Annotated in this window: 19 protein-coding genes; 15 read left to right on the forward strand and 4 right to left on the reverse strand. The window is 59.4% G+C overall.

Annotated elements, in window-relative coordinates:
- The first annotated feature begins 219 nt into the window (after positions 1–219).
- The 6 genes from Mal65_RS23955 to Mal65_RS23980 all read left to right on the forward strand — a co-directional run bounded on the left by Mal65_RS23955 (position 220) and on the right by Mal65_RS23980 (position 10,282).
- Complete coding sequence (locus tag Mal65_RS23955) at positions 220–810, forward strand: RNA polymerase sigma factor (protein ID WP_145303626.1); 591 nt, start codon at positions 220–222, stop codon at positions 808–810.
- A gap of 108 nt (positions 811–918) precedes the next feature.
- On the forward strand, positions 919–2,514 hold the full coding sequence (gene guaA, locus Mal65_RS23960; RefSeq protein WP_145303628.1) for a glutamine-hydrolyzing GMP synthase: 1,596 nt from the start codon (positions 919–921) through the stop codon (positions 2,512–2,514).
- 147 nt (positions 2,515–2,661) lie between these two features.
- Entirely contained in the window at positions 2,662–4,341 is a 1,680-nt protein-coding gene (gene ettA / locus Mal65_RS23965) for an energy-dependent translational throttle protein EttA (RefSeq protein WP_145303631.1), read from the forward strand.
- 402 nt (positions 4,342–4,743) lie between these two features.
- Positions 4,744–4,983, forward strand: coding sequence for a hypothetical protein (locus Mal65_RS23970; protein WP_145303634.1), 240 nt, complete (start codon positions 4,744–4,746; stop codon positions 4,981–4,983).
- A 124-nt stretch (positions 4,984–5,107) separates the two neighbouring features.
- Positions 5,108–9,229, forward strand: coding sequence for a hypothetical protein (locus Mal65_RS23975; RefSeq protein WP_145303637.1), 4,122 nt, complete (start codon positions 5,108–5,110; stop codon positions 9,227–9,229).
- Positions 9,230–9,454: 225 nt separating this feature from the next.
- Positions 9,455–10,282, forward strand: a complete 828-nt coding sequence (locus tag Mal65_RS23980) for a sugar phosphate isomerase/epimerase family protein (protein ID WP_145303638.1) — start codon at positions 9,455–9,457, stop codon at positions 10,280–10,282.
- Between the two features lie 57 nt (positions 10,283–10,339).
- Here the strand turns inward: Mal65_RS23980 and Mal65_RS23985 are convergent, their stop codons facing one another.
- The gene (locus tag Mal65_RS23985) at positions 10,340–10,747 is read right to left on the reverse strand and encodes a hypothetical protein (RefSeq protein ID WP_196784412.1); all 408 of its coding nucleotides are present in this window, start codon (positions 10,745–10,747) and stop codon (positions 10,340–10,342) included.
- 519 nt (positions 10,748–11,266) lie between these two features.
- Here Mal65_RS23985 and Mal65_RS23990 point away from each other — a divergent pair.
- Complete coding sequence (locus Mal65_RS23990) at positions 11,267–11,494, forward strand: hypothetical protein (RefSeq protein ID WP_145303641.1); 228 nt, start codon at positions 11,267–11,269, stop codon at positions 11,492–11,494.
- A 28-nt stretch (positions 11,495–11,522) separates the two neighbouring features.
- On the opposite strand, the gene Mal65_RS23995 is transcribed toward Mal65_RS23990, so the two are convergent.
- Positions 11,523–12,302: a (5-formylfuran-3-yl)methyl phosphate synthase gene (locus Mal65_RS23995; RefSeq protein ID WP_145303643.1), complete on the reverse strand. Its 780-nt coding sequence runs from the start codon at positions 12,300–12,302 to the stop codon at positions 11,523–11,525.
- 209 nt (positions 12,303–12,511) lie between these two features.
- Between Mal65_RS23995 and Mal65_RS24000 the strand changes: the two genes are divergently transcribed.
- Positions 12,512–13,693 (forward strand): ribonuclease D, encoded by a 1,182-nt coding sequence (locus Mal65_RS24000; protein ID WP_145303645.1) that lies wholly within the window; start codon positions 12,512–12,514, stop codon positions 13,691–13,693.
- Between the two features lie 88 nt (positions 13,694–13,781).
- On the opposite strand, the gene Mal65_RS24005 is transcribed toward Mal65_RS24000, so the two are convergent.
- Positions 13,782–16,742, reverse strand: a complete 2,961-nt coding sequence (locus Mal65_RS24005; protein WP_165701499.1) for a DUF11 domain-containing protein — start codon at positions 16,740–16,742, stop codon at positions 13,782–13,784.
- Here Mal65_RS24005 and Mal65_RS27040 point away from each other — a divergent pair.
- The 6 genes from Mal65_RS27040 to Mal65_RS24035 all read left to right on the forward strand — a co-directional run bounded on the left by Mal65_RS27040 (position 16,729) and on the right by Mal65_RS24035 (position 22,028).
- Entirely contained in the window at positions 16,729–17,289 is a 561-nt protein-coding gene (locus tag Mal65_RS27040) for a hypothetical protein (RefSeq protein ID WP_196784413.1), read from the forward strand. The genes Mal65_RS24005 and Mal65_RS27040 overlap by 14 nt on opposite strands.
- Positions 17,290–17,292: 3 nt before the next feature.
- The gene (gene recO / locus Mal65_RS24015) at positions 17,293–18,075 is read left to right on the forward strand and encodes a DNA repair protein RecO (protein WP_145303653.1); all 783 of its coding nucleotides are present in this window, start codon (positions 17,293–17,295) and stop codon (positions 18,073–18,075) included.
- Positions 18,072–19,403 (forward strand): tetratricopeptide repeat protein, encoded by a 1,332-nt coding sequence (locus Mal65_RS24020; RefSeq protein WP_165701500.1) that lies wholly within the window; start codon positions 18,072–18,074, stop codon positions 19,401–19,403. Before recO ends, Mal65_RS24020 begins: the two co-directional genes overlap by 4 nt.
- A gap of 98 nt (positions 19,404–19,501) precedes the next feature.
- Positions 19,502–19,993: an LPS assembly lipoprotein LptE gene (gene lptE, locus Mal65_RS24025; protein WP_145303656.1), complete on the forward strand. Its 492-nt coding sequence runs from the start codon at positions 19,502–19,504 to the stop codon at positions 19,991–19,993.
- 39 nt (positions 19,994–20,032) lie between these two features.
- Entirely contained in the window at positions 20,033–20,902 is an 870-nt protein-coding gene (gene folP, locus Mal65_RS24030; RefSeq protein ID WP_231131235.1) for a dihydropteroate synthase, read from the forward strand.
- 1 nt (position 20,903) lies between these two features.
- The gene (locus Mal65_RS24035) at positions 20,904–22,028 is read left to right on the forward strand and encodes a glycosyltransferase (RefSeq protein WP_145303659.1); all 1,125 of its coding nucleotides are present in this window, start codon (positions 20,904–20,906) and stop codon (positions 22,026–22,028) included.
- 35 nt (positions 22,029–22,063) lie between these two features.
- Here the strand turns inward: Mal65_RS24035 and Mal65_RS24040 are convergent, their stop codons facing one another.
- Positions 22,064–22,840 (reverse strand): hypothetical protein, encoded by a 777-nt coding sequence (locus Mal65_RS24040; RefSeq protein ID WP_145303661.1) that lies wholly within the window; start codon positions 22,838–22,840, stop codon positions 22,064–22,066.
- A gap of 355 nt (positions 22,841–23,195) precedes the next feature.
- Here Mal65_RS24040 and acnA point away from each other — a divergent pair, with 355 nt between their 5' ends.
- A complete protein-coding gene (gene acnA / locus Mal65_RS24045; RefSeq protein WP_145303664.1) occupies positions 23,196–25,904 on the forward strand; it encodes an aconitate hydratase AcnA in 2,709 nt (902 codons plus the stop codon).
- Positions 25,905–25,963: the final 59 nt, after the last annotated feature.

A 25,963-nucleotide genomic window follows, 5' to 3' on the forward strand; every position in this document is an offset into this window, starting at 1 on the left:
ATTTCGCACCGCCGCCCGATCGGGCGGGATCGGGTGGTGATGAAAAAAGGACGGGCAAGCCGCGGGCGATCGCTGCGATTTCTGCGGCGAGGCGACTATCATTGTTATTGGCGTCCCGGCGCCGCACCGTCGCCGGTGTCCCGCCATCGCCACGCGCCTCCAAAATCATCCCTGCGACGACGACGGATCGAAGCGTCTTCTCTTCAAAGTTACCGCCCCGTGAGTCTTTCCGAAGTCGATTTTCGTCTGCTCGAACGCTGCCTGGCCGGTGCGCCGCAAGCCTGGGACAAGTTCGTCGACCGGTTCCTGGGTTTGGTCATTCACGTCGCCCATCACACGGCGCAGTCGCGTGGGCTGACGCTGGATCGCGAAACGGAAAAGGACTTGGTCGGGGAAGTCTTCGTCGTCCTGCTGCAGAACGATCGCGCGGTGCTGCGTCGCTTTCGGCGGAATTGTTCTCTGGCGACTTATTTGGCCGTGATCGCGCGCCGGGTGATCGTCCGCCGTCTGGTGTCGCTTCAAAAGCAACCGCCGTCGGTCGCCGGCGATCAGTTGGATCGGCAAGCCGCCGCCGACACTTCGATCGAACGGGTGATCGACCGCGACCGGGTGGAACAAATGATTTTGCGTTTGGACCCCCGCGAAGCCGACGCGGTGCGGATGTATCACTTGGAAGGCAAGTCGTACCGCGAAATCGGCCAGACGGTCGGCATGTCGGAAAACAGCATCGGATCGCTGCTCAGTCGCGCCCGTCAAAAGCTACGCGACGATTCGAACCGGCGAGACCGAACGGCCACCGAATCGGGCTGATCATCCGAACGTTTGCCGCATGCCGCGTGATGTTGCCCCTTGGGACATCGCGCGTCGTTTCCTAGAATCCCGGATTAGCCAGAGTGCCAAGTCACGGGATATACGGGCATGAGTTCGACAGAAACCCGGCCGTCGTCAGCGGACGTTTCGGTCGCCGGAGAATTAACCGATCAGCGGATCTTGGTGCTGGATTTTGGATCCCAGTATGCCCAACTGATCGCGCGTCGCGTCCGCGAACAAAACGTTTACTGCCAGATCGTTCGCCACGATTTGACGGCCCAGCGAATCGCCGCCCTTCGCCCCAAAGGCATCATTTTGTCGGGCGGTCCGTCGAGTGTTTACCAAGACGGCGCCCCGCAATGTGATCCGGCGTTGTTCGACTTGGGCATCCCGGTGCTTGGCATTTGTTACGGGATGCAATTGGCGTGTGCCGCACTGGGCGGCAAGGTCGACCACACGCCCAGCCGCGAATACGGCCGGGCGTCCTGCAACGTGCAGGTGTCGGATGGTCTGTTCGCCGGACTGCCCGAATCGATCGAAGTTTGGATGAGCCATGGCGATCAAGTCAGCGCGATCGCCGACGAATTCGAAACATTGGCGGCCACCTCGACCTGCCCGTTCGCCGCCATCCGTCACCGCAGCCGTCCGATCTTCGGCATGCAGTTTCACCCCGAAGTCACCCACACACCGCTGGGCAGCCAGATCTTGCGGAACTTTGTCCGCGGCGTCTGCGGTTGCGAAGATTCGTGGCGTTTGTCCGACTTTGCCGACGAAGCGATCCAGCGGATCCGTGGAATTGTTGGCGATCGACGTGTGATTTGTGGGCTCAGCGGCGGCGTCGATTCCTCCGTCGTCGCGGCGCTCTTGTATCGTGCCATCGGCGATCAGTTGTCGTGCATCTTGATCGACAACGGATTGCTGCGGAAAAACGAACAGTCATTGGTGATCGACGAATTTTCCAATCACTTCCAAACCGACCTGCATGTGGTCGACGCCGAAGATCGATTCCTGGCCGACTTGGCCGGCATCACCGAACCCCAAGAAAAACGTCGACGCATCGGCCACGCGTTCATTGAATGCTTCAAGGACGAAGCCGAAAAGATTGAAAACGCCCACTTCCTGGCCCAGGGAACGCTGTACCCCGATGTCATTGAAAGTGGTGCCGACCCCGATGGTCCGGCGGCCACCATCAAACTGCATCATAACGTCGGCGGTTTGCCGGACGAACTGGGATTCGAACTGATCGAACCGCTGCGTGACTTGTTCAAAGACGAAGTCAGGCGTCTGGGCTTGGAACTGGGGTTGCCCGAATCCTTGGTATGGCGACACCCTTTCCCCGGCCCCGGATTGGCTGTCCGTTGCCTGGGCGAAGTCACCCGAGACAAATTGGCGATCCTGCGGGAAGCCGATGCCATCGTCGTCCAGGAAATCCAAGACGCCGGGCTGTACCGAGAAACCAGCCAAGCGTTCGCCGTTCTGTTGCCCGTGCAAAGCGTCGGTGTGATGGGCGATGCCCGAACCTACGACCGCGCCGTCGCGGTGCGATGCGTCAACACGGACGATTTCATGACGGCCGACTGGAGCCACCTGCCGTACGATTTGCTGGCCAAGATCAGCACGCGAATCATCAACGAAGTCAAAGGCATCAATCGCGTTTGCTACGACATCAGCAGCAAGCCGCCGGCGACCATCGAATGGGAATGATCACCGGCGCATCGCGGCGATCAACCTATCCAGGCAACCCCAACCGTTGATTCAAACGATCCAACGTCCGTGACCAAACCGATGTCACGTGTTTCATCCGATTCACCACTTTATTGTCGCTAGTAGCTCATCGCTTACAGCTTCCTTATGGGTACACAGTTCATTTATCAGATCGAAGGTCTGACCAAAAAGCATGGCCAGCGAACCGTTCTGGACGACGTCCATTTGGCGTTCTATCCGGGTGCCAAGATCGGCGTCTTGGGTCCAAACGGCGCCGGTAAGTCAACGCTGTTGCGGATCATGGCCGGCCAAGACAACGAATTCGATGGCACCGCGCGGTTGGGCAAAGGTTTCACCGCGGGCTATCTGCCGCAAGAACCACCGCTGAATCCGGACAAGAACGTCTTTGAAAACGTTCAAGAAGCGGTCGCCGAACGCCAGGCCATCTTGGATCGCTACAACGAAATCGGCGGTTTGCTGGGCGAAGTCACCGACGACGACCAGATGCAAAAACTGTGCGATGAAATGGCGGTGCTGCAAGACACCATCGACACGCACAACTTGTGGGAACTGGACCGCCAGGTCGAAGTCGCGATGGAGGTCATGAACCTGCCGCCCAGTGACGCTGACGTGACCAAGTTGTCGGGCGGCGAGAAACGCCGTGTTGCGATCTGCCAATTGCTGATCCGCCAGCCCGATCTGTTGTTGCTGGACGAACCGACCAACCACCTGGACGCCGAATCGGTGTTCTGGCTGGAACAACACTTGGCGAAATACCCCGGAACCGTCGTCGCGGTGACGCACGACCGGTACTTCTTGGATAACGTGGCCCAGTGGATTCTGGAAATCGACCGCGGCAAGGGGATCCCGTTCGAGGGCAACTACACCGCATGGTTGGAGAACCGTGCCAAGCGGATGGCCTTGGAAGAACGTCAACAGAAGGCGCGGGAAAAAACGCTGTCTCGCGAACTGGAATGGATTCGCATGAGTCCGAAGGCTCGCCAAGCCAAAAGCAAGGCGCGGATCAAGTCGTACGAACAAATGGCTGCCCAAGCGTTCGAGGACCGTCCCGACGAACTGGAGATCCAGATCCCCGCCAGCCGACCGCTGGGCGAAGTCGTCATTGAAGCCAACAACATCAGCAAGGCGTTCGGCGACAAGGTCTTGATCAAAGACCTTACGTTCCGCTTGCCCCCGGGTGGCATCGTCGGCGTCATCGGACCCAACGGGGCGGGCAAAACGACCCTATTTCGCATGTTGACCGGTCAGGACGAACCCGACGACGGGGCAATCCGCGTGGGCGAAACCGTCGACTTGGGCTACGTCGATCAATCCCGTGACGCATTGGATCCCGACAAAACGGTGTATCAGGAAATCAGCGGCGGTTATGACAGCCTGGAAATGGGCGGCCGCCACCTGAATTCCCGTGCCTACGTTTCGCGTTTCAATTTCAAGAAGGCCGACCAAGAGAAAAAGGTCGGCACCCTGTCCGGCGGGGAACGCAATCGTGTGCACTTAGCCTCGTTGCTGCGAAAAGGTTGCAACGTGCTGTTGTTGGACGAACCGACCAATGACCTGGACGTCGACACCCTACGCGCCTTGGAGGAAGCGATCGCCAGTTTCGCCGGTTGTGTGGTGGTCACCAGCCACGACCGCTGGTTCCTGGATCGGCTTGCCACGCATATCCTGTCATTTGAAGGCGATGGCAACGTGACTTGGTTCGAAGGGAATTTTGACGACTACGAACGTAACCTCCGCGAACGACTGGGATCGGTCAGCGAAGAAGAATTCCGCAAGTCTCGCTACAAGAGCATCCACGCGACCTAACGAAGTCTTGCCACCGCTTCGGCGCGACGGCCTCCCGATCGGACGTCGCCCGATTCCTGGTAATCGTGGGCGTTCCCTCGTGTTGCCACCAATTCGTGTTCCCCCAACGTCGGCGTTTCCGTGGGCGGGGGGACCCGTGAAGGCCGTTGTGATTCGAATGCCCCCCTTCGCCAACCGAAGACCAAACGCGGCGATGGGGCGGATCCGATCGACCGCGTTGGCAAATTTGGGGGGCAAAGCAAGTCGCATGACGTCGGCTTTCCACGTCACGGTCGGCCTGATCAGCGAAACACCTCGCCGGTGGCCCGATACACCTGGCATTGGCCGCCTGGCAAAGTCCGCCCGTCTCCCTTCCTTTCCCCAACACCTTTTCCCTACCCCTATCAATAACCCAAAGAAGTCATGACGATTTTGCGAGTCGGCACTAACGAAAAGTACAGCGACGGCTGGGACGCGATCTTCGGTGGCCAAACCGGCACCTCGTCCAAGTCGAGCAAGAAGAAGACCAAGACCACCAAGAAGGCCAAGGCCGCTAAACCGAAAGCCACCAAGGCCAAGGCCGCCAAGTCGCAACCCGCCAAAGCGTCGGCTAAGAAAAAGGCCGGGAAGAAGAAAGCCGGCAAGTCCAAGTCGTCTAAGTAAGCGACGCCCGTGCACCCGGATACCACATCCGCATCGTCCCGCCCCGCCCCACGATCCCCTGCCCCCGTGGCTTGAATCTTGCCCCCAGCCACTAACCATCACCTCGGGTGATCCCCTTCGTCCCATGTTGCTCCCCGCCGTACCGGAGAATCTTCGTGATCCGCTGCAGCGTCTTGCCGGGTACCTGAATTTTTCCTCGGGAAAGACAGACCTGGCAACGCTGGCCGCTTGGAACACGGTCTACGGTGAGGCGATCGGTGAGAACGCTTTGATCGGGATGCCCGGATGGCTGGTGCTTAAGGAATGGCTTCGCAACACGCTGCGGCAGCTGAAGAAGAACCAGGCCGCATTCGCCGATCACCAACAAGCCGACCGTGTCGTACGGTTGCTTTGGAGCGAATTGCTGCCGGCCTATTTGGATTTCCACAGCGACCTGCTCTTTCATCAAGAACCCGAAGACGTGTTCAACGGGTTCTTTCTGGCCAAGGCAGCTGAATCGATCCTGTGCCATTTGGATCGTGACAACGATGCCGATGTGGTCACCGCATCGATCGATCGGCTGAACGACTATGTGGGTTATCGCCCGGTCGCCACGTTGGAAAACCGGCGCGGCGAACCGTACCCCCACGAATTCGTCCGCCCGATCCCGCTGTATCTGCGCGACGTCGGTGTTTCGGCTGGTCCGTACCAGGCGATCATCGAACTGACCCTGCAAACGCTACGGGATACCGACGAATCAATTTGTCGCGCCGCGGGCATGGACCTGGATCGTTTGGATGAATTGGCATTCGATCCGCGAGCCTATGACTTTGATCATCCCGTCAATCGACGCCCCAACTATCACTTCGGCGGTTGGGATGATCGCAGCGTCGGGGACGACGGATGCTTTCACCGTTTCGTGCTGCGGCAGGTCACACTCAATGCGTTGCTGGATCGGGTCAACGAGTCTTCGGAACTGAGTCGCGAGGAATTGCTGGTCGAATCGGCATCGGTGCTGGCCGGCACGATCCTGATGGCTTCCGGCATCAGCGGTTGGGGGCCGGCCGCTTACGGCAGCGAAATCACATTGGGATCGCTGATGAAGCCCATCGCGGGATATCGCGATGCGTTCTACAAGGATCGCTTGACCCAGATCGCCCCAGACCATGCCCAGCGGTTGGTGTCCGAACAACAAACGCATCACCAACCTTTCGGCGCCGCACGACAGTATTTGAATGCTTCGCTGGCCAAACGCCGCGCGATGCAGGTCCAGCATGCACAACTGGCACGTTTGTATGCCCGCATGGGATACCCCGACGCCGCCAAACGCCAATCCGATGTCGTGGCAGTTCCGTCGGCCCGGCTGCTGTCCAAGATTGATTGTGAGGTCACCGCGGGTTTGCGAGCCCTGCGTGCCGGTCGACTGTCGGTTGCGGTCGACGTTGTCGATGACGCATTCCAACGTCTGCAGCGGGCCATTCAGTGCGGTGCCCTGATCGACCCATGGGACATTCTGGGTTTCGGTGGCAATTTTTCGCTGTACCCCGGCCCGGAAAACTCGGTCCACGACGGGCGGGTCGATGACATCCTGTATGTGATGGATCAGCTTTTCGGATACATCGCGCGTGTCTGGAGCGAAGCGGCGGCACGCGACGAAACCGAAGCCTACGATCATCTGGAAAAACTGTATCGACGGATCGCCGAATGGTGGCGTCAATTCGCCGCGCACACGATCGATTCGATCGAAGCGACCGACCCGTTGGAATCGTACGAGTCGGCTAAGTTGGTTTCGCGTGCCTTGCGGCTTTGGCACCGCGGCGGTGCGGCGGCGGGTGATGTGAAATTTTGGGCGCCACACGCCGACCTGTTCGATTCACCGCGTGCTTACACGTTGGTCATCTCGGCGCTGTTAGAACGAATGGACTTTGTTCCCGCGATGGCGTTGCTGGTTCACTGGTTGGGTCGCGCCGACGAAATCGGTCTCTCTCAGGGCGGCAGTTCGCTTCCGCGGTTGTCCGAACGCTGGCTGCTTCGCGTCCGCGGTCAACAAACGGCCACGACCGACGTCGATGGATCGGACACCGACACGGCGGAAGATTCGACACCGCCGGACTGGGCATTGGTTCGCAAACTGTTCGACTATTACGAAGCCAACGCGGAACAGTATTGGTCGGCGCCGGAATTCAACCTGGGCAGCAACGGCCACCGCAAATCCCGTGACTCGGTCGACTGGAATGCGGAACTGACCGCAGCCAACGAAGCGGACGGATGGGACGAAGACGACCAGGAAGAAAACCCGTACGCCGCAGCCTACGAGAACGTCACCTACGAAGATTCCACCGACGACGGCAATGAAGGCGCCGTCTTTGAGTTCGGCGAAGAAAACGGCAGTCAGACCGAACTGCAAAGCGAATCCAAACGGCTGACCGAACATTTGGCCTTCTTGCAATCGCTGGCACGCATGTGGGCGCTGGCCGCCGACATGCTGATCAGCCGACGCGCCAACAAACCAGACGATGCACCTGAGGAAAGCCTGGACTACCTGACGTCCTGGGCCGACCGCGCAAGGGAAAACCGCATCGGATTACTGGAACTGTTGGATGACATTCGCAACTACAAAATCAAACCTGCCGGGACCGACAAAGAATCCATGAAAGCGTATGACCGGACACGGTTGTTACGTGATTCTTTGATGGAACGAGTGATCGGCACGGCGGTCGAAATGAGTGACACACGTCGCTTGTTGTGCGCCGCAATTGACGCGATGTCGGGCAAACCGGACGGCGAGATCACCGATCGGTTTCCCGAGGATGATCCGCAAGCGGTCGCGCTATTTGCAGCACTGATTTCCGGAAACTCAGAAAACGCCAGGCTGTTGTTTCCTGAATTCCTGGATGTCATCCACAACAAAAGCCTGCTGTACATTCCGCTATCGCGTGGTGGTGATCCCGTCAAAATCTATGTCGCACGATTGCGGCAACGCGTCTTGCGGCACCTGGTCCATTGGCTGCCGCGACGCGGACTGATCATTGAAACGTGCCGCTTGATCGAAACGGCGCGGCTGATGGAACAGCATCACCCGATCGGCGTCGGCGCGGTCACAGAGTTTGACGGTTTGTTCGCCGACGGTTTTCGCGCGTTGGTTTCCACCGTCGTGCATTCGGTACGTCAAGCTCACCAAACATCGTCATCGGAACGAACCGACGGCGATGACCAAGCGGTCAAGACGCGACGCGATTTAGCGATCGGACAAGATCGCCGCCTGGCCGAACAGTTGATCCCAGCGCTGGAACGCTTGACCGAAATCATGCTGGGCAGTTGGCTGGAACACAGCAAGACGCTGCGACTGTCCCCGCTGGAAACCGTGACCGATCCCCGGAAATGGGATTCGCTGGTGTCGTTCATCGATCGATACGGCGATCCGTTGTTCACGCAAGTCTTTTTGCAACTGGGCAACATCCGCGCGGTGTTGCACCAGGGCGTTTCGTCGTGGTTGCAGCGTGCGATCAAGGAAGGCGACGATTCTCTGCAAGACACTCGGTTGTTCGACGATCTGTTGTCTGGCCAAACCACCGTCGACGCGGCGTCGCGTGCGATCACGCTGGTCTACGAATCGGTGTTCGACCACCATGCCGAATACCTGGACTACAACAGCACCACGACGCAAAGTGATCGCGGCGAACTGATTTACATGTTCTTGGATTTCTTGCGACTCCGGGCTCGCTACGAACGAATCGCGTGGAATTTGAAACCCGTCATGTGGGCGCACGAGGTCTTGGTGCACGCGGGAATGGATCAGGCCGCCATGATCTGGCGACGATCGCTAAGCGAGCGGATCGGCAGCGAAGCCGAGGTCTACGTTCAAAAATTACAGAAGCTGCAAAAAGAATACGCGATGCGAATGCCGACGGTCGCCGACCGCATCAGCGAACGCTTCGCGCGTCCCATGACGATCGACCGCATGCGTGCCTTGGTCGCACCATCGCTGGATGCCGCCGAAGATGACTCGTTGTGCGCCGAGTTCGAGTTGTTGGAAAAAGAAGCCGAACAATTGGCCGAAACGCCCGCCGGCGTCGGCTTGGACACACCGGCATGGTTGACCGCATTGGAAAACGAAGTTGAAAAGCTAGCAAAACAAGCGGCGGCCAGTGAGATCGATCCGCAAGCATTGATGACGATCCGCTACGTTACCTTATCGTTGGACGAATTGAACAATCAGTTGGCCGTTGCCAGCACGCAAGGCCGGCGATTGCCACACCGGCGATAGCACGCCGCTCCGGTGAATCATTCCGTTTGTTGCAGCAAAACTTGTCACCGAAACTTTGGTCGTCGGTCGTTTTGACGCCAAACAAATCTTTACAATGATCGCGACGACAGGCATACTCCTGCCGCTGACATCAGCGGCACGACGAACCAGGGACGCAACCGTAAACGGTCGCCACGCCCCGGAAAGAAACTCAGCTCGGACGACGGGAGATCGACACTCGCACGGATGAACACGTTAGCGATCAATCAGCTTTCGACGCTTCGCTGGGACATGCAGGATGACGCCCTGGCGTATGCGAATCGAGGCTTCAGCGGCATCGGCATTTATCGTCCCAAGCTGGAGGACTTCGGCTTGGACCGGACGGTTGAACTATTGGCCGAATCGTCGCTGAGCGCCACGTCGCTCAGTTGGGCCGGCGGTTTTACCGGCAGTGATGGCCGTCGGTTTGACGAGGCCGTTGACGATGCCATGGTCGCCATTCGTGAAGCGGCGAACTTACGTGCCGGCACCCTGATCGTTCTCGCAGGCGGTCGCAACAATCACATCCGCAATCACGTGCGACGCACTTTGCTGGAAGCACTGCGACGCGTCAGTTGCGTGGCCGAAGAATTCGGCGTCACCCTGTCGTTGGAACCGATTCATCCCGGGTGCGGTTACGAATGGTCGTTCATCAACGACTTGGAATCTTGCCTGGAAATCATCGACGCGGTGGGCAGCCCGAACCTGGGTGTGACGTTGGACACGTATCATGTCGGGATGGACGATGACATCGTCCGTTGGTTACCGGACGTGATCCCGCACCTGCGTCTGGTGCAGCTTGGCGACGGTCATCATTGTCCGCTGGGCGAAATGAATCGTTGCTTGTTGGGCGAAGGCAACGTCCCGATCGCGACATTGTTGCAAACGCTGCGGATGCACAACTATCGCGGTCCGATCGAAGTCGAAGTCATCGGCGAAGACGTCGAAACGCTTCAGTACGATTGCATCTTGGATCACGCGAAAGGGTTCTTGGATCGCGTGTTGCCGGATGCCACCCGAGCGACGCTTTCCTAACCGATTGGCACACGTCACCGATCGACGTTTCGCAGCGTTATCAGGTTGCAGGCAAGATCAACGGCTTGCCGGCGTTTCGGGCCACAACGCTTTGCGTTGATCCTCGGGCAGCCAACGCCTGTTTTGTTTCTCCGGATCTTTCTGTGTCCACGTTTCGCGAAATTGGCTGGCTTCGACTCTTCGAATGCTGCCGTTTTCACGCCACGACGCAAAATAGCCTCGCGGATTCCACGAACGTTTGGGCAGATGATCGGCTGACTTGATCAATCGCCATGAACGCACCAAGAAACGGTTCTGTTGATCGGACCAATCGTAGAAGATCAGTTGCCGAAAGACTTCGCGGCCTTCTTCGTCCACGAAATGATTCAGTTCAATCAAGTCGACGCGGGCCACTTGGCGGTGAGCCGAAGAAGCTGATTGCAGACCGGCTGCGGCGATCAAATAGACCGTAAAGATCGATGACATGTTTTTGCCTCCCAACGTGTCAGGGGAAGGCCATCGCCCGGCAACCACTGGCGGTCGGCCGGTGCCCGGTGCCGCGTTCCAAATCAAGGAAACGCCGACGTTCCGCACGGCCCATCGGTGCGGAGATACCAAAGATAATTACCGGACGTAAATAGCGTGAATTCCGCATGGCCCCCGTGGCGACGCCAATGCGCGTTGAGGCGGAAATGGGGTCCCTTGTTTTTTTCACGTCCCGTTTTTTTGTCGAACTAGAATGCCTCGTGGTCGCTTCGACGACGGCGGTCGGGCGGTGACACCCGATATCGCCAGAAGCGCCGACCGGTGTAAATTGGTGGTCGCGGCTTTGATTGCCGGACTCCACGCACCGTGACAGTGTTTGGTGTTGATCGCGAACTTGTCTCAGACGACACCTTTTCCAGCCCGAGTGGCGGATGCCCAGACGGCCGCGATCGACTGGCCCAAACACTGTCTCCCCACTTTTCCTATTCTTTCTCGATCGAAATCCCAGGATGCATCGCGATGCAATTCATCGAGCTGACCGGCAAGACGCTGCTTGACGTTGTGAACGAAGGCGAAATCGACTTCAAGGAGTTGCATCAAGCCGGCGTGACCGGTGATTCCATCGTCCGCATCAACAAATACGGCGAAATCGAATTGCGTCGCGCCGATGGCTGGGTCTTGGTGGGCGGATTGCTGGGAAATTTCGAAGAACGTTTGCGACGTCTGACCGGTCTGGATTGGGCCTGACATCGCGCCCTTTTTCATAGGTCTTGTTTCACGGATTTTCGTTCCGACACAACGCGACCTGACGACGCCAACGATCCACACGTTGGCGATCGATGGGGCGAACTCGGTTGCCCCCGCACACATCACCACGCACGCCAAAACCGTCAGGCAAACAATCATGCCTGGCGAATCCCATCACATCGGTCAGCTTCAGACGCCCGGCGGCCATCCAGCGGATACCCGCCTGACGCGAACGCTGGTGCAAACGGGCCATGCCGTGCCACCCCAACAACTGGATGGATGACGCGGACGTTTTATCGAAAGTGTCGACCAAAAACCGAGTCATCCCCGCGTGCAGCGCCGCCATCAGCACCTGGTCCCAGGGAAGACATCTCGCGGCTTGGTGATCCGCATACGCAACCGCAACCAGTTGCGTGTGTGGCGAAAGATCGTTCCGAATCTGGTCCCAAAGCCGGATCAATTCGGCTCGAGAACCGCAACCCGATGGGCCAACCTTGGCGTAGGCGAACTCGGACGGGACCGACGCCGCCACGTCACGTGCCTGGTCCGTTTCTCCTAGGGCGGCGGACAATCGCGGAACGTTGGACGATCCTGCGTGGGTGCCTGTCCCCATTTGACACGCAGCCCTTTGCCACAGGGTCGGCGATACTGGTGCCAATGGACCGCGTGAAGGCGATTTGAAGTCCAATAGATCCACGTTAGCATCGATCGCCGCAATCGCTTCTGGCCAATCTTGCACGCTGACCAACAATTGAGGGACGTTATTGCCGCCTGCGTCGTCGACCTCACCGGTCGCCGATTGCATCATCGCAGCGGTCGTGCGTCGAGTGTTACCGAGCCCGCAGGGGCTGTGCCTGGAAACACCGTACCGGGCGACACTGCACCGGATCACACTAGGCCTGGGTTCGCGGATCAACTTCGATTCCGTGGTGCGGGGTTGTCGGATAGGCCATCGGCTCCGCGTGCACTACATTCATCGCATCCAGCCGACCACGTTTTCAAACGCCATCGTCGACCTTGCAATACCAAGCCATCAAGACCCCCGAACAGTTGAATCGCCTTTGCGATCAACTGGCCCAATGTGACGTCATCGGATTTGACACGGAATTCGTTTCCGAGGACAGCTATCGTCCGGAATTGTGTCTAATCCAAGTGGCTGCCGATGACGTTTTGGCTGTCATCGATCCCTACATGGCGGGTGACACCACACCGTTTTGGAATCTATTGGCCGAAGAAGGCCGCACGGTCCTGGCCCACGCGGCACGTGAAGAATCTCGTTTCTGTTTTCGTTTCTCCGGACGGCCGATCGCCGGCTTGTTCGACACGCAATTGTCCGCAGGTTTTGTCGGCATCGAATATCCGGCTTCCCTCGGGACTCTCGTTCAGCGGTTGTTGAACAAAAAGTTGCCCAAAGGGGAAACCCGGACTGATTGGCGTGAACGCCCGCTTTCCGACGCACAGTTGGATTACGCGTTGCAAGATGTCACTGACCTGCGTGCGTTGTACGACAAGATCCGTCGCAAGATCGACACGCTGGGTCGCCAAGCCTGGGTCGATGAAGAAACGCAGGTCTTTCAAGAAAAAATCATACGCGCCGAAACGCAGGAAAACTGGCGTCGCGTCAGCGGTTCGTCGGGCCTGCGTCCGCGACAACTGGAAATGGTGCGACAGCTGTGGCTGTGGCGCGAAAGCGTCGCTCAACAGTGGGATCGGATTCCCAAGCGTGTCTTGCGGGACGATCTGATCGTCGAACTCGCCCGTCGCGGCAGCACCGACCTACGACGCATCCGCAGCATTCGCGGCATGGAACGTCGCAACCTTCAATCACAGTACGAAAACATCGCCGCGGCGATTCAAAAAGCGATCGACGTTCCCGACGAACAGTTGCCACAAAAGGCCAAGGGATCACGACGCGTCGTTTCACCGATGCTTAGCCAGTTCCTGTCGACGTCGATCGCCTGTATCAGTCGCCAACATCGTTTATCGCCATCGATCGTCGGCAATGCCGAAGACGTACGTGAATTGCTGGGCTATGAACTGGATCCCAAACCGGGCGACCCGACGCCGAGCCTGTTGAAAGGCTGGCGCGGTGAAATCGTCGGCAAATCATTCCGCCAGTTGCTGGCCGGTGAACTGGCGATTCGAGTCGCCGACGTCAAAGAAGCCCAGCCGTTGGAATTCATCTCGGTCGACCCTTAGGCCGACCCGACGAATCGATCGCCACACGCCCGGCCGGTCAATCCGACCGGGCAATCAACGCCGCCTGCGGGCCTTGCGGCCGGAACAATCAGCGATTGCTGGCGTCCGTGCTGCGACGGCTGACGCGATCACTACGCGGGTTCATGTAGTGGGTCGCTTCTTCGGCCATCAGCGTGATGTCACCGCTGCGGATCTCAGTCCGGAATCGGTGATGACCATCATTCTGGGCTCGTGCGACCACCTGCAGCCGGATTTCTTGCCCCGGAGCGATACGATCGATCGGGTCGAACAAGACCTGTCCGGTCAACACTTCGCCGGTTTGTCCCGTGATCCGGGTCGGTTCGATGCCGTGACTGAACTGGGCGATGGCACGCACTTGACGTGCTTCCTTGCTGCCGCGGTTGCGAACAACGATTTCGTACATCACGTCTTGGTCGACGGGTGCGGGCGCCGGCGGGTCGTTGATCGACAACACCAAGTCGGCGATGGCTTCGACTGCGGTTCCCAAGCTGACTTCCGCTTTGCCGGCGGCGGTACCGCGGCAATCGAACGCAAAGACTTGTTCGCCGGTCGTCGTCATCTGACAGCGGAAGTCATAGCTGCGTCCTGCCTTGGGCGACAGCGAATCGATCTTCCATCGCAACTGACTGCCATTGACGCTGGCTCCGTCCAGCCCACCCAAGTACTTCACACCGGGCGGCAGAGTCAGCGTCGCTACGACGTGCTTGCTGACGGCGGTGCCGACGTTTTGCAGGTCCAAGTGATAGGACGCTTCGCTGTTTTGGTACTTCAGTTCGGGACCGCTCAACACGGCTTCAAACTTGGCGGCACTGACGCGGATGACTTTTTCCGCTTCGGCACGCAGTTCCAGATCGCCCGCGGCCAAACCGTGAATACGCAAGTCTTCCAAGTCCTGGGCCGTCAGTTCGACTTCGAACTGTGCTTCCTTGCCGGCCGGAATGTCACCGACCTTTTGCGATTGAGGCGTCGCGGAATTTGGTGACAGCGTGAACACGACGTTCGGGGCAACCCCATCGCCGGGGTTCAGCACGCGAACCTTGTAGGATTCCGATTCGCCGTAGACGACTTCGTCGGGACCGTCGATGAACAGAGCCAACTTCGGTTGCTGGACACGCACCTTGGCGACACTGCGCTGTGGCACCAGCGTCCAATCGACATCGACGTCGTACAAGCCGCTACGCATCGCTTTGAGCTGCATGGTCAACGTTTCGCTGTGTCCGGCGGGCAAGCGATCGATCGTCCAAACCAAACGTTCGGCGGAATCCTCGGGGCCACTTTCCACGCTGCCGTCGGTCGTTTGCTGGCCTTTGACTTCGGCCCAGTCCGGGACCAACGCACGCACCAACAAGCCTTCGGCGTCAATGCTGCCGCGGTTTTCCACGCGGACGACATAGGGACGAGTCTGGCGAATCATCATCTCCGCCGGGCCTTGCGTGATCACACGGATGGACGGCAATTCGGTTGCAACGGCTGTCTCGCCGGCGTTCAACTGGCGTGTCGACCGATCCGAGGTCGCCGGGATCGACATCGCGGGGATGCCGCCCTGGTTGACCTCGGTCACGGATGAACCGCTGGCCGACAACTGTTTTTCAGTCGTCGCCGGTTCGGATGCCGCGGTGGACGATGCAGCGTTCGCGGGCATCGACAGGGCGGCGGCATCGCGTTGGCCGTACGGATCGGTGGCCGCGAAATTGTCGGCACTGTTCGTCGATTCGGTTTTGGACAGGTTGCTAGCCGCGGGCGGCATCTGCAGCGCCGGTGGCGTGCTGACGGTGTCTTTGTTGGGATAACCGGCCAATTGTCCGTTGGTGGTGGCGTTGCCGGTCGGCGCAGCGGGCGCGTCGCTGGGAGCCGGCGGAATCGCCAAGCTGGGCGACGGCTGGGATGCCGCGTAGGGCTGCGAAGTCGGTGGTTGCAGTGTCGTTGCCGATTCGGTCGCGGTTGCCGTGTCGGCCGGCGGCGTTAACGCAACATCTTGTTGCACCGGAGCGGCAGATGTCTTGGCGATGGTCGTGACTTCTGCCGAAGGCACCGGCTGTTTGGGCGTCGGTGCCGGCTTTGCTTCGGCTTTGGCGACAGTATTCTTCGACTGCGGTGTTTCGGCTTGGCGACGTGACGATCCGCTCGTCTGGGGCTTCGATTCTGCGACGTCGGCCGATGCCGGGGCGTTGGTCTTTGCCTGCGTCTTCGCCTTGGTTTCTTCGGTCGGCGTCAACTTTCGGCGAGCGACACGCGGCACCAAATCGTCGATGGAATCATCGCTTCGGATCTCGCGACGACGCTGCTGAATGCTTTCGACGGCGGACAGCTTTTCCTCGGTCATATCACGGCTGGACAGACGCGACGACCGGCGACTGCTGGACTGATCCGACAGCGGGCTGGTCGAACGACTGACGACGGCGGGTTGGTCGACCGTGGGGACGTCGATCGTGCTGGTGGTGCGACGACGAACGATGCGAGTGTCATCGGCGGGCGGCTTTGGAACGTTGGACAACTGCGGTTGCGGCGTCGTTGTCCGGGGTGCCGGTGCCGGACGCGGCATGGGCGCCGGTCGCGAGGTGTTCGCGGTCGCCGACGGATCCCGAATGGGCTGTGGCACATTGCGGCTGTTGGACGATTGCACCTGGTGATAGGGAATGCCGTCCCAATCCGCCGGTTCGGGCGCCGGCACGCTGCCGGGATTGATCGGTGCCGCAGCGGTCCCGGCCGACGAAGATGACGACGATCGGCTGCCGAACAATCCGTCCAACAACCCGCGACCGCTGCTGCTGCTACTACTGCTGCTGGACGACGACGTCGTGCGTCCGCCGAAGATATTCAGGGCACGGCGCGGCTGGCTGCTGGGCTGCTTGCCGATCACCTGACGAATCATTGATCCGTCGTGTGCCGCATTGCCGCCGACAGCGTGTGTCACCGCTGGCTGTGCCTGCGTCGCCGATTGAGCCATCGCTGGAACGGCCAAAGTAAACACGCTGGCGGTGGCCAGCATGCCGTGCATCAAGTAACGGGAAAGGGTGCCGCGTTGCATCCGTCGATCTCGCTTGGAGGTCCATAAGAAGATCTGGTTCATCATCCAAGCTATCGGCTGTTCAGCTTATGACCTTTCAGCCAAATTGGTGGTTCGCAACAAAAATTCCAACCGCGTAAACTTTGACGACACCCAGCGCCGCCGCGCCGCAACGGTCGGCATGCGGCGGATCAGCACCGAAATCCTTGACGACGGAACCGCCCCGATGAATCGCAAAGAAAAGATCGAAGCCATGTTGGCGGAGGATCCCAAGGACGTTTTCTTGCGTTACAGCTTGGCGATGGAATTGCGTCGCGAAGGCCGACACGAAGACAGCATCCGTGGTCTGCGTGAACTGTCGCGTGAAACACCGCCCTACGTTCCGGCATTCTTCATGGCCGCACAGCAATTGGCCGACCTGGGACGTATCGACGAAGCCCGCACGTTCTTGCGTGACGGGATCGACCAAGCACGGGCCCAGAATGACGCCCATGCGGCGGCGGAAATGAGCGAGTTGCTGGCTTCGCTGGGCCGTTTGGGTGAATCCGACGAATCCGACGAGCTGTGAAACTTGATCGGTGAAACTTCCATCGCCGTGGTGCTACGGACGGTCGAATTCAGCGAAACCAGTTTGATCGTCACGATGCTCAGTCGGGACTTCGGACGCTTGTCGGCACTGGCCAAAGGGGCCCGTCGCCCGAAAGGTCCTTTCGAAGGTTCGCTTGACCTGTTGTCGGTCTGTCGTGTAGTCGTCATTCGCAAACCGCATGCGGGACTCGATCTGTTGACCGAGGCCAAGCTGCATCGCCGGTTCCGCGCGGCTGAAAAATCGCTGGAACGGACCTACGCCGGCTACTACGTCGCAGAAATGTTGCGGTTGCTGACGGATGATCACGATCCCCTGCCCGAACTGTACGACTTGACGATCCAAACCTTGACGCAAATCGACGGGACCGGAAACGTCCCCATGGCGCTGCTGCGTTTCGACACCGCGGCGTTGAAACTGCTGGGCAATGCCCCCGGCCTGGATCGCTGTACGCATTGTGGTTCGTCGATCCAGCCGGAATCACGTTTGTCGTTCGCCTTGGACGCCGGTGGATTGGTCTGCCAAACCTGTCGATCGCGACAGCAACAGGTGATCTCACTGGGTCGCGAAACGGTCGACATTCTGCGCGGGCTGTTCGGCTTGCCCTTGGACGTCCCCCAAGCGGATCCGTTTGCTTCCCGGCATTACGGTCCGATTCGGACGCTGATCAACCGATACTTGCAATCGCTGCTGGGCAAATCGCCACGGATGATGCCGTACCTGCCCAACCAACTGGAAACGGAATTCAACGGTCGAGGCGTGAAATGAAATCAGCCCCCCAACCAAGTCCGATCTCGTCGTCCCGGCGATGCCGAAACGCATTGACCACGACCTGGTCGTTGGTCGCATTGGCTTGCGTCACCGGATGCCAATCGATCCCGGGGACGCCAACAGGGTTCGGCGAAATCTTTGGCCGCCCCGATGAATCGGTGAACGCAGTAGACGAGCCGCCGGCACGTGAAAACCTGATTTCCCAAGTCAGTCACACGACCGAAAGTGACATCGAAGCGACCGCCGCCGACAAGACCACGTGGGAAACCACCCAAGACCAGGCGACCAGCGTGATGAACTTCGTCACCGGACGCGAACAGGTCGACCATTCGAAAGCCAAAGACCTGTATCAGCAGGGTGACGCGGAATTCCGACGTGCCAGCGGCATGGATCGCCAGGAAGCGCAAGACGCTTTTCTGGGCGCAGCCAAACTGTTCAAACGTGCGGCCGAAGCCGCACCGGGCACCGCGATCGAACAAGACGCCATGATGATGCGTGGCGAAAGTCTGTTCTTTGCCGATCGATTGCCCGACGCGGTCGACGTCTATCAAACGCTGCAAAAAGACTTTCCCCGCAACCGTCATAACGACCGTGTCGCCGCGCGACTGTTTTCGATCAGCCGTTACTGGATCGATGTTGAAAGGGCGACCGAAGACGACTGGTTCACGCTCGACCTTTTTGATCGCACCAAGCCGCGTTTGGATGCCGACGGAAATGCCGTCCGCGTCCTGGACCAAATCCGCTACGACGACCCGACCGGACGGCTGGCCGACGATGCGACGATGGCCGCTGCCGCCGAATACATTCGCCAAGGTAAATTCGAAATGGCGGATGAATTCTTGACCGACCTACGAGAATCGTTTCCCGACAGCGAACACCTGTTCTTGGCCCACCTGATGGGCATCCGGTGCAAGCTGGAAGTTTACGCCGGCCCGCACTACAGCGCCCTGCTGTTGGACGAAGCCGACAAACTGGTCAAACAAACGCGGACCCGCTTCCCCGACAAAATGCGGGACCAAAAGTACGCCGACATGGTCGCACGTGCGGCCGCAGAAATCGATTACTTGAAAGCCGAAAAGCTGTTCAAACGCGCCCAGTATCGTGACAAGCAAAAATACTTCGGCGCCGCGGCCGGCTACTATCAACGGATCTTGGACAATTATCCCGACACGCCGTTTGCCGAAACCGCCCGCGAACGATTGCAAGCGGTCAATGATCAACCAGTGCGTCCGGCCAAGCGTTTGTCGTGGTTGCAAAACCTGTTCCCCGATCGTGGCAACAACAAGCCACCGCTGGAACCGACCTACGAAACCATTCTGCGCTAATTCCGCAAGCAAGCTTTGTCGTGTGCTTTTTGATTCAGCCCGCCCGTCTTCACCTCCGTCCCGCTACTAGTTTGTGGTGGGCCTCGGCGTTGATCGTGATGACGGTCGGCAGTGCCGGGTGTGCCCCCTATCAGTTCGGCAACGCAGGTTTGTTTCCATCCGGCATTCGCACCGTTCACGTGCCGTCGGTCCGCAACGAAACGTTTCGTCATGAACTCGGACCACAGCTGCACGAAGCACTCGTCCGTGAAATCGAAATGCGGACGCCATACAAAGTCACCGACAGCTCGGTGGCCGACAGCACGCTGGTGTGCACGATCCAATCGGAAATCAAGCATGTGCTGACCGAAACCGACAGCGACGATCCTCGCGCGCTGGACGCGGCCGTTGTCGTCAATGCAAACTGGATCGGTCGTGGCGGTGTAGCGTTGATGCAAGACAGCGTGATTCCGGAAAAGCTTTCGGGGATCACTTTTAGTAGCGATTCGCGAATGGTCCCGGAAGCCGGTCAGTCGATCGACACCACCAACCTGGAAAATGTCGAATTCATCGCTTCGCGAATCGTGTCTCAAATGGAAAGTCGCTGGTAGACAACGCGTTCGCTTTCCATGACGAGATCCCGCGAATCGATGACATCGAAAGACCCCGCCACGCATTGGAATCTGGGACGCCGCGTGCTGGATTTGACCGGTGCTCCCCGCATCATGGGGATTCTGAACGTCACCCCCGACAGTTTTTCCGATGGCGGGCAATTCAACACCATCAACTTGGCGGTGGCGGCCGCCAAACGGATGCGTGACGAAGGTGCCGACATCATCGACATCGGTGGCGAAAGCACGCGGCCCTACGCCGATCCCGTCGACGCCGACGAGGAACGCCGACGCGTGTTGCCCGTGATCGAACGATTGGCCGCGGACTTGGACATCCCGATCAGCATCGACACGCAAAAGGCCGTGGTCGCTCGAGAAGCGGTCGCCGCGGGTGCCGATATCATCAACGACGTGTCAGGATTGCAGGGTGATCCCGAGATGCTGGACGTCGCCCTGCGGTGCGACGCCGGCGTCTGCATCATGCACATGCGGGGCACTCCGCAAACCATGCAAGACGATCCGACGTACGATGATGTCGTCGCCGAAATTGCGGAATACCTGACGGAGCGCCGTCAGGACACGGTCGCCGCGGGCATCGACGAATCCAGAATCTGTCTGGATCCGGGCATCGGTTTCGGCAAGACACATGAACACAACTTGCAACTCTTAAAAGCCACCGATCGATTCGTGGCCTTGGGATCACCGGTGATGATCGGGCATTCACGAAAAGGCTTCATCGGCAAACTGATCGGTGACAAACAGGCCGATCGCACCGCGGGAACATTGGGCGTCAGTCTGGCCGTCGCGGCCGCCGGTGCACACGTGATTCGTGTCCATGACGTGAAAAACACCCGGGACGCATTGACCCTGTTTGAAGCCTCCGGCGGTCTGGGCAGCCGAAAAGCCTGACATGCGAATCGATTTCGTCATCACCGAACTGTTCGTCGGAGGCGCCGAAAAATGCCTGACCGAATTGGCCATCGGACTTCACGCATCCGGCGACGACGTCCGTGTGTTTTCCATCGCCCCCCTGCCCCAAGGGCCGCAAGCCAAATTCGTTGACCGCTTGTCCGGTCACGGCATCGACATCGTCACGGCGGGAACCTCGCATCCGCGAGGCGCGGCCAAGGCTTACACAACCTTGAAACGATGGATGGCGGCGCGACCCGCCGATATCTGCCAGACCTTTCTATTCCACGCCAACGTCCTAGGCACTCACGCATCGGCGGCCGCAACGCCGTCGACGGTGCGGATCGGTGGCCTGCGTGTCGCCGAACCGATTCGCTGGCGCAACTGGCTGGAACGAACCGCGGTGCGTCGCATGGACGTGCTGGTCTGCGTCAGCAATCAAACACAGGCCTTCGCATCGGAGCACCTGCGTGCGAAAGCGTCACAGTTGCGGGTGATCCCTAACGGCATCGATGTTGCCAGCTTTGCAGACGTCCAACCGGCCGACTGGTCGACGTGGGGATGGCCCAGGGATAGCCAGGTCACACTGTTTGTCGGACGTCTGCACCCGCAAAAGGGCCTGGATTTACTGCAAGACCAGATCGATACCATCGCACCCGTCGGTTCCCACCAACGGCTTTGCCTGGTCGGCGATGGCCCACTGCGAGACGACCTGGTGCGTTGGTCAGAATCGGTCGGGCACGACCGGGTCCGGGTTTTGCCGTGGCAAAGCGAGGTCGCACCGCTGATGAAAGCGGCCAGGTTGTTGGTTCTGCCCAGCCGTTACGAAGGGATGCCCAACGTGGTCCTGGAAGCCATGGCCGTGGGCACTCCGGTTGTGTGCAGTCGCGTCGAAGGCAGCGAAGAACTGCTGGGACACCGGCATCACGAACAAACATTTGCACCGGAGGATTCCGTCACCATGGCACGGTTGATTCAGCGGATGCAGAGCGACGACGACCTGTGCCAATTACTTTCCGATGAAAACCGCCGCGTGGTTCAAGATCGATTCTCAACCGTTGGCATGATCGAACACTATCGCCAAGTCTACCAAGACCTGCTTGTTGCTCGATCACAGACCGGGTAACCGACCAAACACATCATTCCGCATGATCGCAGGCGTTACCGCAACCGCCCCCCGCGTTGCGACTTCGTCGATCGCGATGCCGAAACACTGGTTTTGACATGGGTGGTCCGTGACGCCTGTCGGACCGGAACGGTCTTCAGCCGCACGTCACTGTCAAAGCGAACGGGTTTCAGTCCACTACCGGTCGGTTGGTCGTACGTCATCGGGTCGTCGGCGAAGGGATTCGCGCGGGGATCCAAACGATCCAGTGGTGCGGCTTGTTGCGGCGGCGTGGTGATGCGACGCATCGGTTGTGGCGTCGCCGCCGGTGGGGCCGTGGGATGAGCCGGCTGGTATTGCGATCCGGGCGGCGGCAAAGGCTGGACTGGCATTGCATCGCTGGGCATTGCATCAATCGGAATCGGTTGCGGCACCGCCAGCGGTGGCGACTGTTCCCACTGCTGCAACGTTTGCAGAGTCGCCGCGTCGCAGGCGTCGTCACATCCGGTGATGTCATCGCACTGGGTCACTTTTCCGTGGTGGTCACGGTCCAGAAACAATGCCCGTTCGATGCCGCCGGCCAACGCGTCCAGCGCCTTGTACAGCGGCGTATGTGCGACGCTGAACTTGCGTTTGCCTGTCGGTTCACACCCACAATCGCACGACGGACAATCCATCGACGCCGTCGCGCATTGGCCGCACTGGCAACCGTGGTCCGCCGATCCCGCGATGGCGGAACCGCCGATCATCATCGACGAAAGTCCGACGGTGACCGACATCAGGGCGGCGGCCAAACGCTGGCGGCGGGTGATGAAACTGGATCGAAAGGTCATGGCATTCCTCAGGCTCTGTCTTGACAGCAGGGCTTATCGACGCGACAGAACCCGGACGAACAAGAGAATCGGCAGAAGCGGAACGCCTTTCCCAAACTGCCCGTTTTGAACCATCGGCGTCGCCTCGGATCCGTCCGACGGGGCGTCGGTTGCCGGGGGTCCGATCGGCGAGCATGACTCGCCCAGAAAATGCCGATTCACGCCTGCTGGGGCAAAGATTCCGCCCACGTGGCGTGGCAAAACTGGGCTGAACGCCACCGACTCGGGGTGTCAAGACAGAACGCGACGACGCGGTTAAACTGCGGGGCCAGTTGTTTAGAAGCCTTCCGATTCGCACGACAGAGAACCTTCGACCGTGACTTTCGATCCTTTCGGCGTTCGTGATTCTTTCGATACCGGCAACGGTTCCGCCACCATTTATCGTCTCAGCCGGCTGGAAGACGCCGGTCTGGGAAAAATCAGCCAGTTGCCATTTTCCATCCGCGTGCTTTTAGAAGCCGTGCTGCGAAACTGCGACGGATTCCAGGTCACCGAGGACGACGTCAAGAACTTGGCCGGCTGGAACGCGGCGGCACCCGCCAAGGCCGAGGTTCCTTTCAAGCCCTACCGAGTCGTTCTGCAGGATTTCACGGGCGTTCCCGCCGTCGTTGACTTGGCCGCCATGCGTTCGGCGATGCAGCGAATCGGTGGTGATCCCGAAAAGATCAATCCATTGATCCCGGTCGACCTGGTGATCGACCACAGTGTCCAAGTCGACTTCTTTGGTGACGCCACGGCACTGCAGCACAACGTTGAAATCGAATTCCAACGCAACCGCGAACGGTACGAATTCTTGAAGTGGGGCCAACAAGCCTTCAATAACTTCTCCGTCGTCCCGCCCAACGTCGGCATCGTCCACCAGGTCAACCTGGAATACCTGGCCAGCGTCGTCGCACTGAAGGACACCCCCGATGGTCCGGTCGCCGTTCCCGACACTTTGGTCGGCACCGACAGCCACACGACGATGATCAATGGCCTGGGCGTCCTGGGCTGGGGCGTCGGCGGGATCGAAGCCGAAGCCAACATGCTGGGCCAACCGCTGTACATGTTGATGCCAGAGGTCGTCGGATTCGAATTGACCGGTGCTCTGCCCAGCGGCGCGACCGCCACCGACATGGTGCTGCGGGTCGTCGAAATCCTTCGCGAAGAAGGCGTCGTGGGCAAGTTCGTCGAATTCTTCGGCACCGGCATGAACGAAATGAGCGTCGCCGACCGTGCGACGATCGCCAACATGGCGCCCGAATATGGTGCGACCATGGGCTTCTTTCCGGTCGACGACCTGACGCTGCATTACCTGCGTCAAACCGGCCGTGACGATGCTGGCGTTCAATTGGTCGAACGTTACTGCAAAGAACAGGGCCTGTTCCGGACCGACGACGGCCCGACGTTGCAATACACCAAACGATTGTCGCTGGACCTGTCCACCGTCGAACCTTCGCTGGCCGGCCCCAAGCGTCCGCAAGACCGCATCCCGCTGAACCGAATGAAGGACGCGTTCGAAGCGTCGTTGACCGCACCGGTCGGCAAGACCGGGTTCGGCCTGGGTGGCGATGACTTGGCCCGCATTGGAAAGGTCAGTGACAACGGGCACAGCACCGAGATCAAACACGGTGCCGTCGTCATCGCTGCGATCACGTCATGCACCAACACCAGCAACCCTTCGGTGATGGTCGGTGCCGGATTGCTGGCCCAAAAGGCCGTCGAACGTGGCCTGTCCGTGCCGCACTATGTCAAGACCAGCCTGGCCCCCGGATCCCGCGTCGTCACTGAGTACTTGAACAAAGCGGGTCTGACCGAAAGCCTGAACAACCTTGGATTCAACACCGTCGGATACGGCTGCACGACCTGCATCGGCAACAGCGGTCCGCTGCCCGAACCGGTCGCAGCAGCCATCACCAGTGGCGACCTAATCGCGTCGGCCGTCCTGTCGGGCAACCGCAACTTCGAAGGCCGCGTCAATCCGTTGACCAAAGCCAACTACTTGGCCAGCCCGCCGTTGGTCGTTGCTTACGCACTGGCCGGCACCGTCGACATCGATTTGGCAACCGAGCCGATCGGAACCGACAAAGACGGTCAGCCCGTCATGCTGGCCGACATTTGGCCCACCGCCGACGAAGTCGCCGATGCGATCCGATCATCGATCGATCCGTCCATGTTCACCGAACAATATCAAGCCGCCGTCGGTGGCAACGACCTGTGGAACGCCATCGATGCGGCCGGCGGTGCGATCTATCCCTGGGATGATTCCAGCACCTATATCCAACACCCGCCGTTCTTGGATGCGGTCAAAGACGACACCGTTCCCGATGTCAGCCCCATCCATGGCGCACGTGTCTTGGCATTGCTGGCCGACAGCGTCACCACCGACCATATTTCCCCCGCCGGTGCGATCGCTTCGGACGGCCCCGCAGGAAAGTACTTGCAAGAAAAGGGTGTGGGCATTCGGGACTTCAACAGCTTCGGATCACGCCGCGGGAATGACCGTGTGATGGTCCGTGGAACGTTCGCCAACATTCGCATCCGCAATCAGTTGGCTCCCGGCACCGAAGGCGGCGTGACCCGATACCTGCCCACCGGTGAAACGATGTCGATCTACGACGCATCGATGAAGTACCAAGCCGACGGCACTCCTTTGGTCGTCTTGGCCGGCAGCGAATACGGCACGGGCAGCAGCCGTGACTGGGCCGCCAAAGGCACGATGATGCTGGGCGTCAAAGCCGTGATCGCAGCCAGTTACGAACGAATTCACCGGAGCAACCTGGTCGGCATGGGCGTGTTGCCACTGGAATTCGCCGACGGCGCGACATGGCAATCGCTGGGACTGACCGGTGAAGAATCGATCGACATTCCCGATCTGTCCAACGACCTGGAACCCCGCAGCACGATCACGGTCACCGCGACCGACGTCAACGGAAATGCCAAGTCGTTTCCTTGCGTGGTGCGGATCGATACGCCAGTTGAACTGCAGTACTATCGCAACGGTGGCATCCTGCCCACGGTGTTGCGAAACTTGACAGCCAAGTGATCGACCCAAACGCTGTTGATCACTTTGCCCGCTGAATCAGGCGTGTCGGTCCGGCCGAC

Source organism: Crateriforma conspicua (assembly GCF_007752935.1).
Lineage (GTDB): Bacteria > Planctomycetota > Planctomycetia > Pirellulales > Pirellulaceae > Crateriforma > Crateriforma conspicua.

What these genes read in the sequence shown, in the direction of transcription:
- guaA (WP_145303628.1), top strand. Translation starts at nt 919, where the DNA reads ATGAGTTCGACAGAAACCCGGCCGTCGTCAGCGGACGTTTCGGTCGCC.
- ettA (WP_145303631.1), top strand. Translation starts at nt 2,662, where the DNA reads ATGGGTACACAGTTCATTTATCAGATCGAAGGTCTGACCAAAAAGCAT.
- Mal65_RS23970 (WP_145303634.1), top strand. Translation starts at nt 4,744, where the DNA reads ATGACGATTTTGCGAGTCGGCACTAACGAAAAGTACAGCGACGGCTGG.
- Mal65_RS23975 (WP_145303637.1), top strand. Translation starts at nt 5,108, where the DNA reads ATGTTGCTCCCCGCCGTACCGGAGAATCTTCGTGATCCGCTGCAGCGT.
- Mal65_RS23980 (WP_145303638.1), top strand. Translation starts at nt 9,455, where the DNA reads ATGAACACGTTAGCGATCAATCAGCTTTCGACGCTTCGCTGGGACATG.
- Mal65_RS23985 (WP_196784412.1), bottom strand. Translation starts at nt 10,747, where the DNA reads ATGTCATCGATCTTTACGGTCTATTTGATCGCCGCAGCCGGTCTGCAA.
- Mal65_RS23990 (WP_145303641.1), top strand. Translation starts at nt 11,267, where the DNA reads ATGCAATTCATCGAGCTGACCGGCAAGACGCTGCTTGACGTTGTGAAC.
- Mal65_RS23995 (WP_145303643.1), bottom strand. Translation starts at nt 12,302, where the DNA reads ATGATGCAATCGGCGACCGGTGAGGTCGACGACGCAGGCGGCAATAAC.
- Mal65_RS24005 (WP_165701499.1), bottom strand. Translation starts at nt 16,742, where the DNA reads ATGCAACGCGGCACCCTTTCCCGTTACTTGATGCACGGCATGCTGGCC.
- Mal65_RS24020 (WP_165701500.1), top strand. Translation starts at nt 18,072, where the DNA reads ATGAAATCAGCCCCCCAACCAAGTCCGATCTCGTCGTCCCGGCGATGC.
- lptE (WP_145303656.1), top strand. Translation starts at nt 19,502, where the DNA reads ATGACGGTCGGCAGTGCCGGGTGTGCCCCCTATCAGTTCGGCAACGCA.
- folP (WP_231131235.1), top strand. Translation starts at nt 20,033, where the DNA reads ATGACATCGAAAGACCCCGCCACGCATTGGAATCTGGGACGCCGCGTG.
- Mal65_RS24035 (WP_145303659.1), top strand. Translation starts at nt 20,904, where the DNA reads ATGCGAATCGATTTCGTCATCACCGAACTGTTCGTCGGAGGCGCCGAA.
- Mal65_RS24040 (WP_145303661.1), bottom strand. Translation starts at nt 22,840, where the DNA reads ATGACCTTTCGATCCAGTTTCATCACCCGCCGCCAGCGTTTGGCCGCC.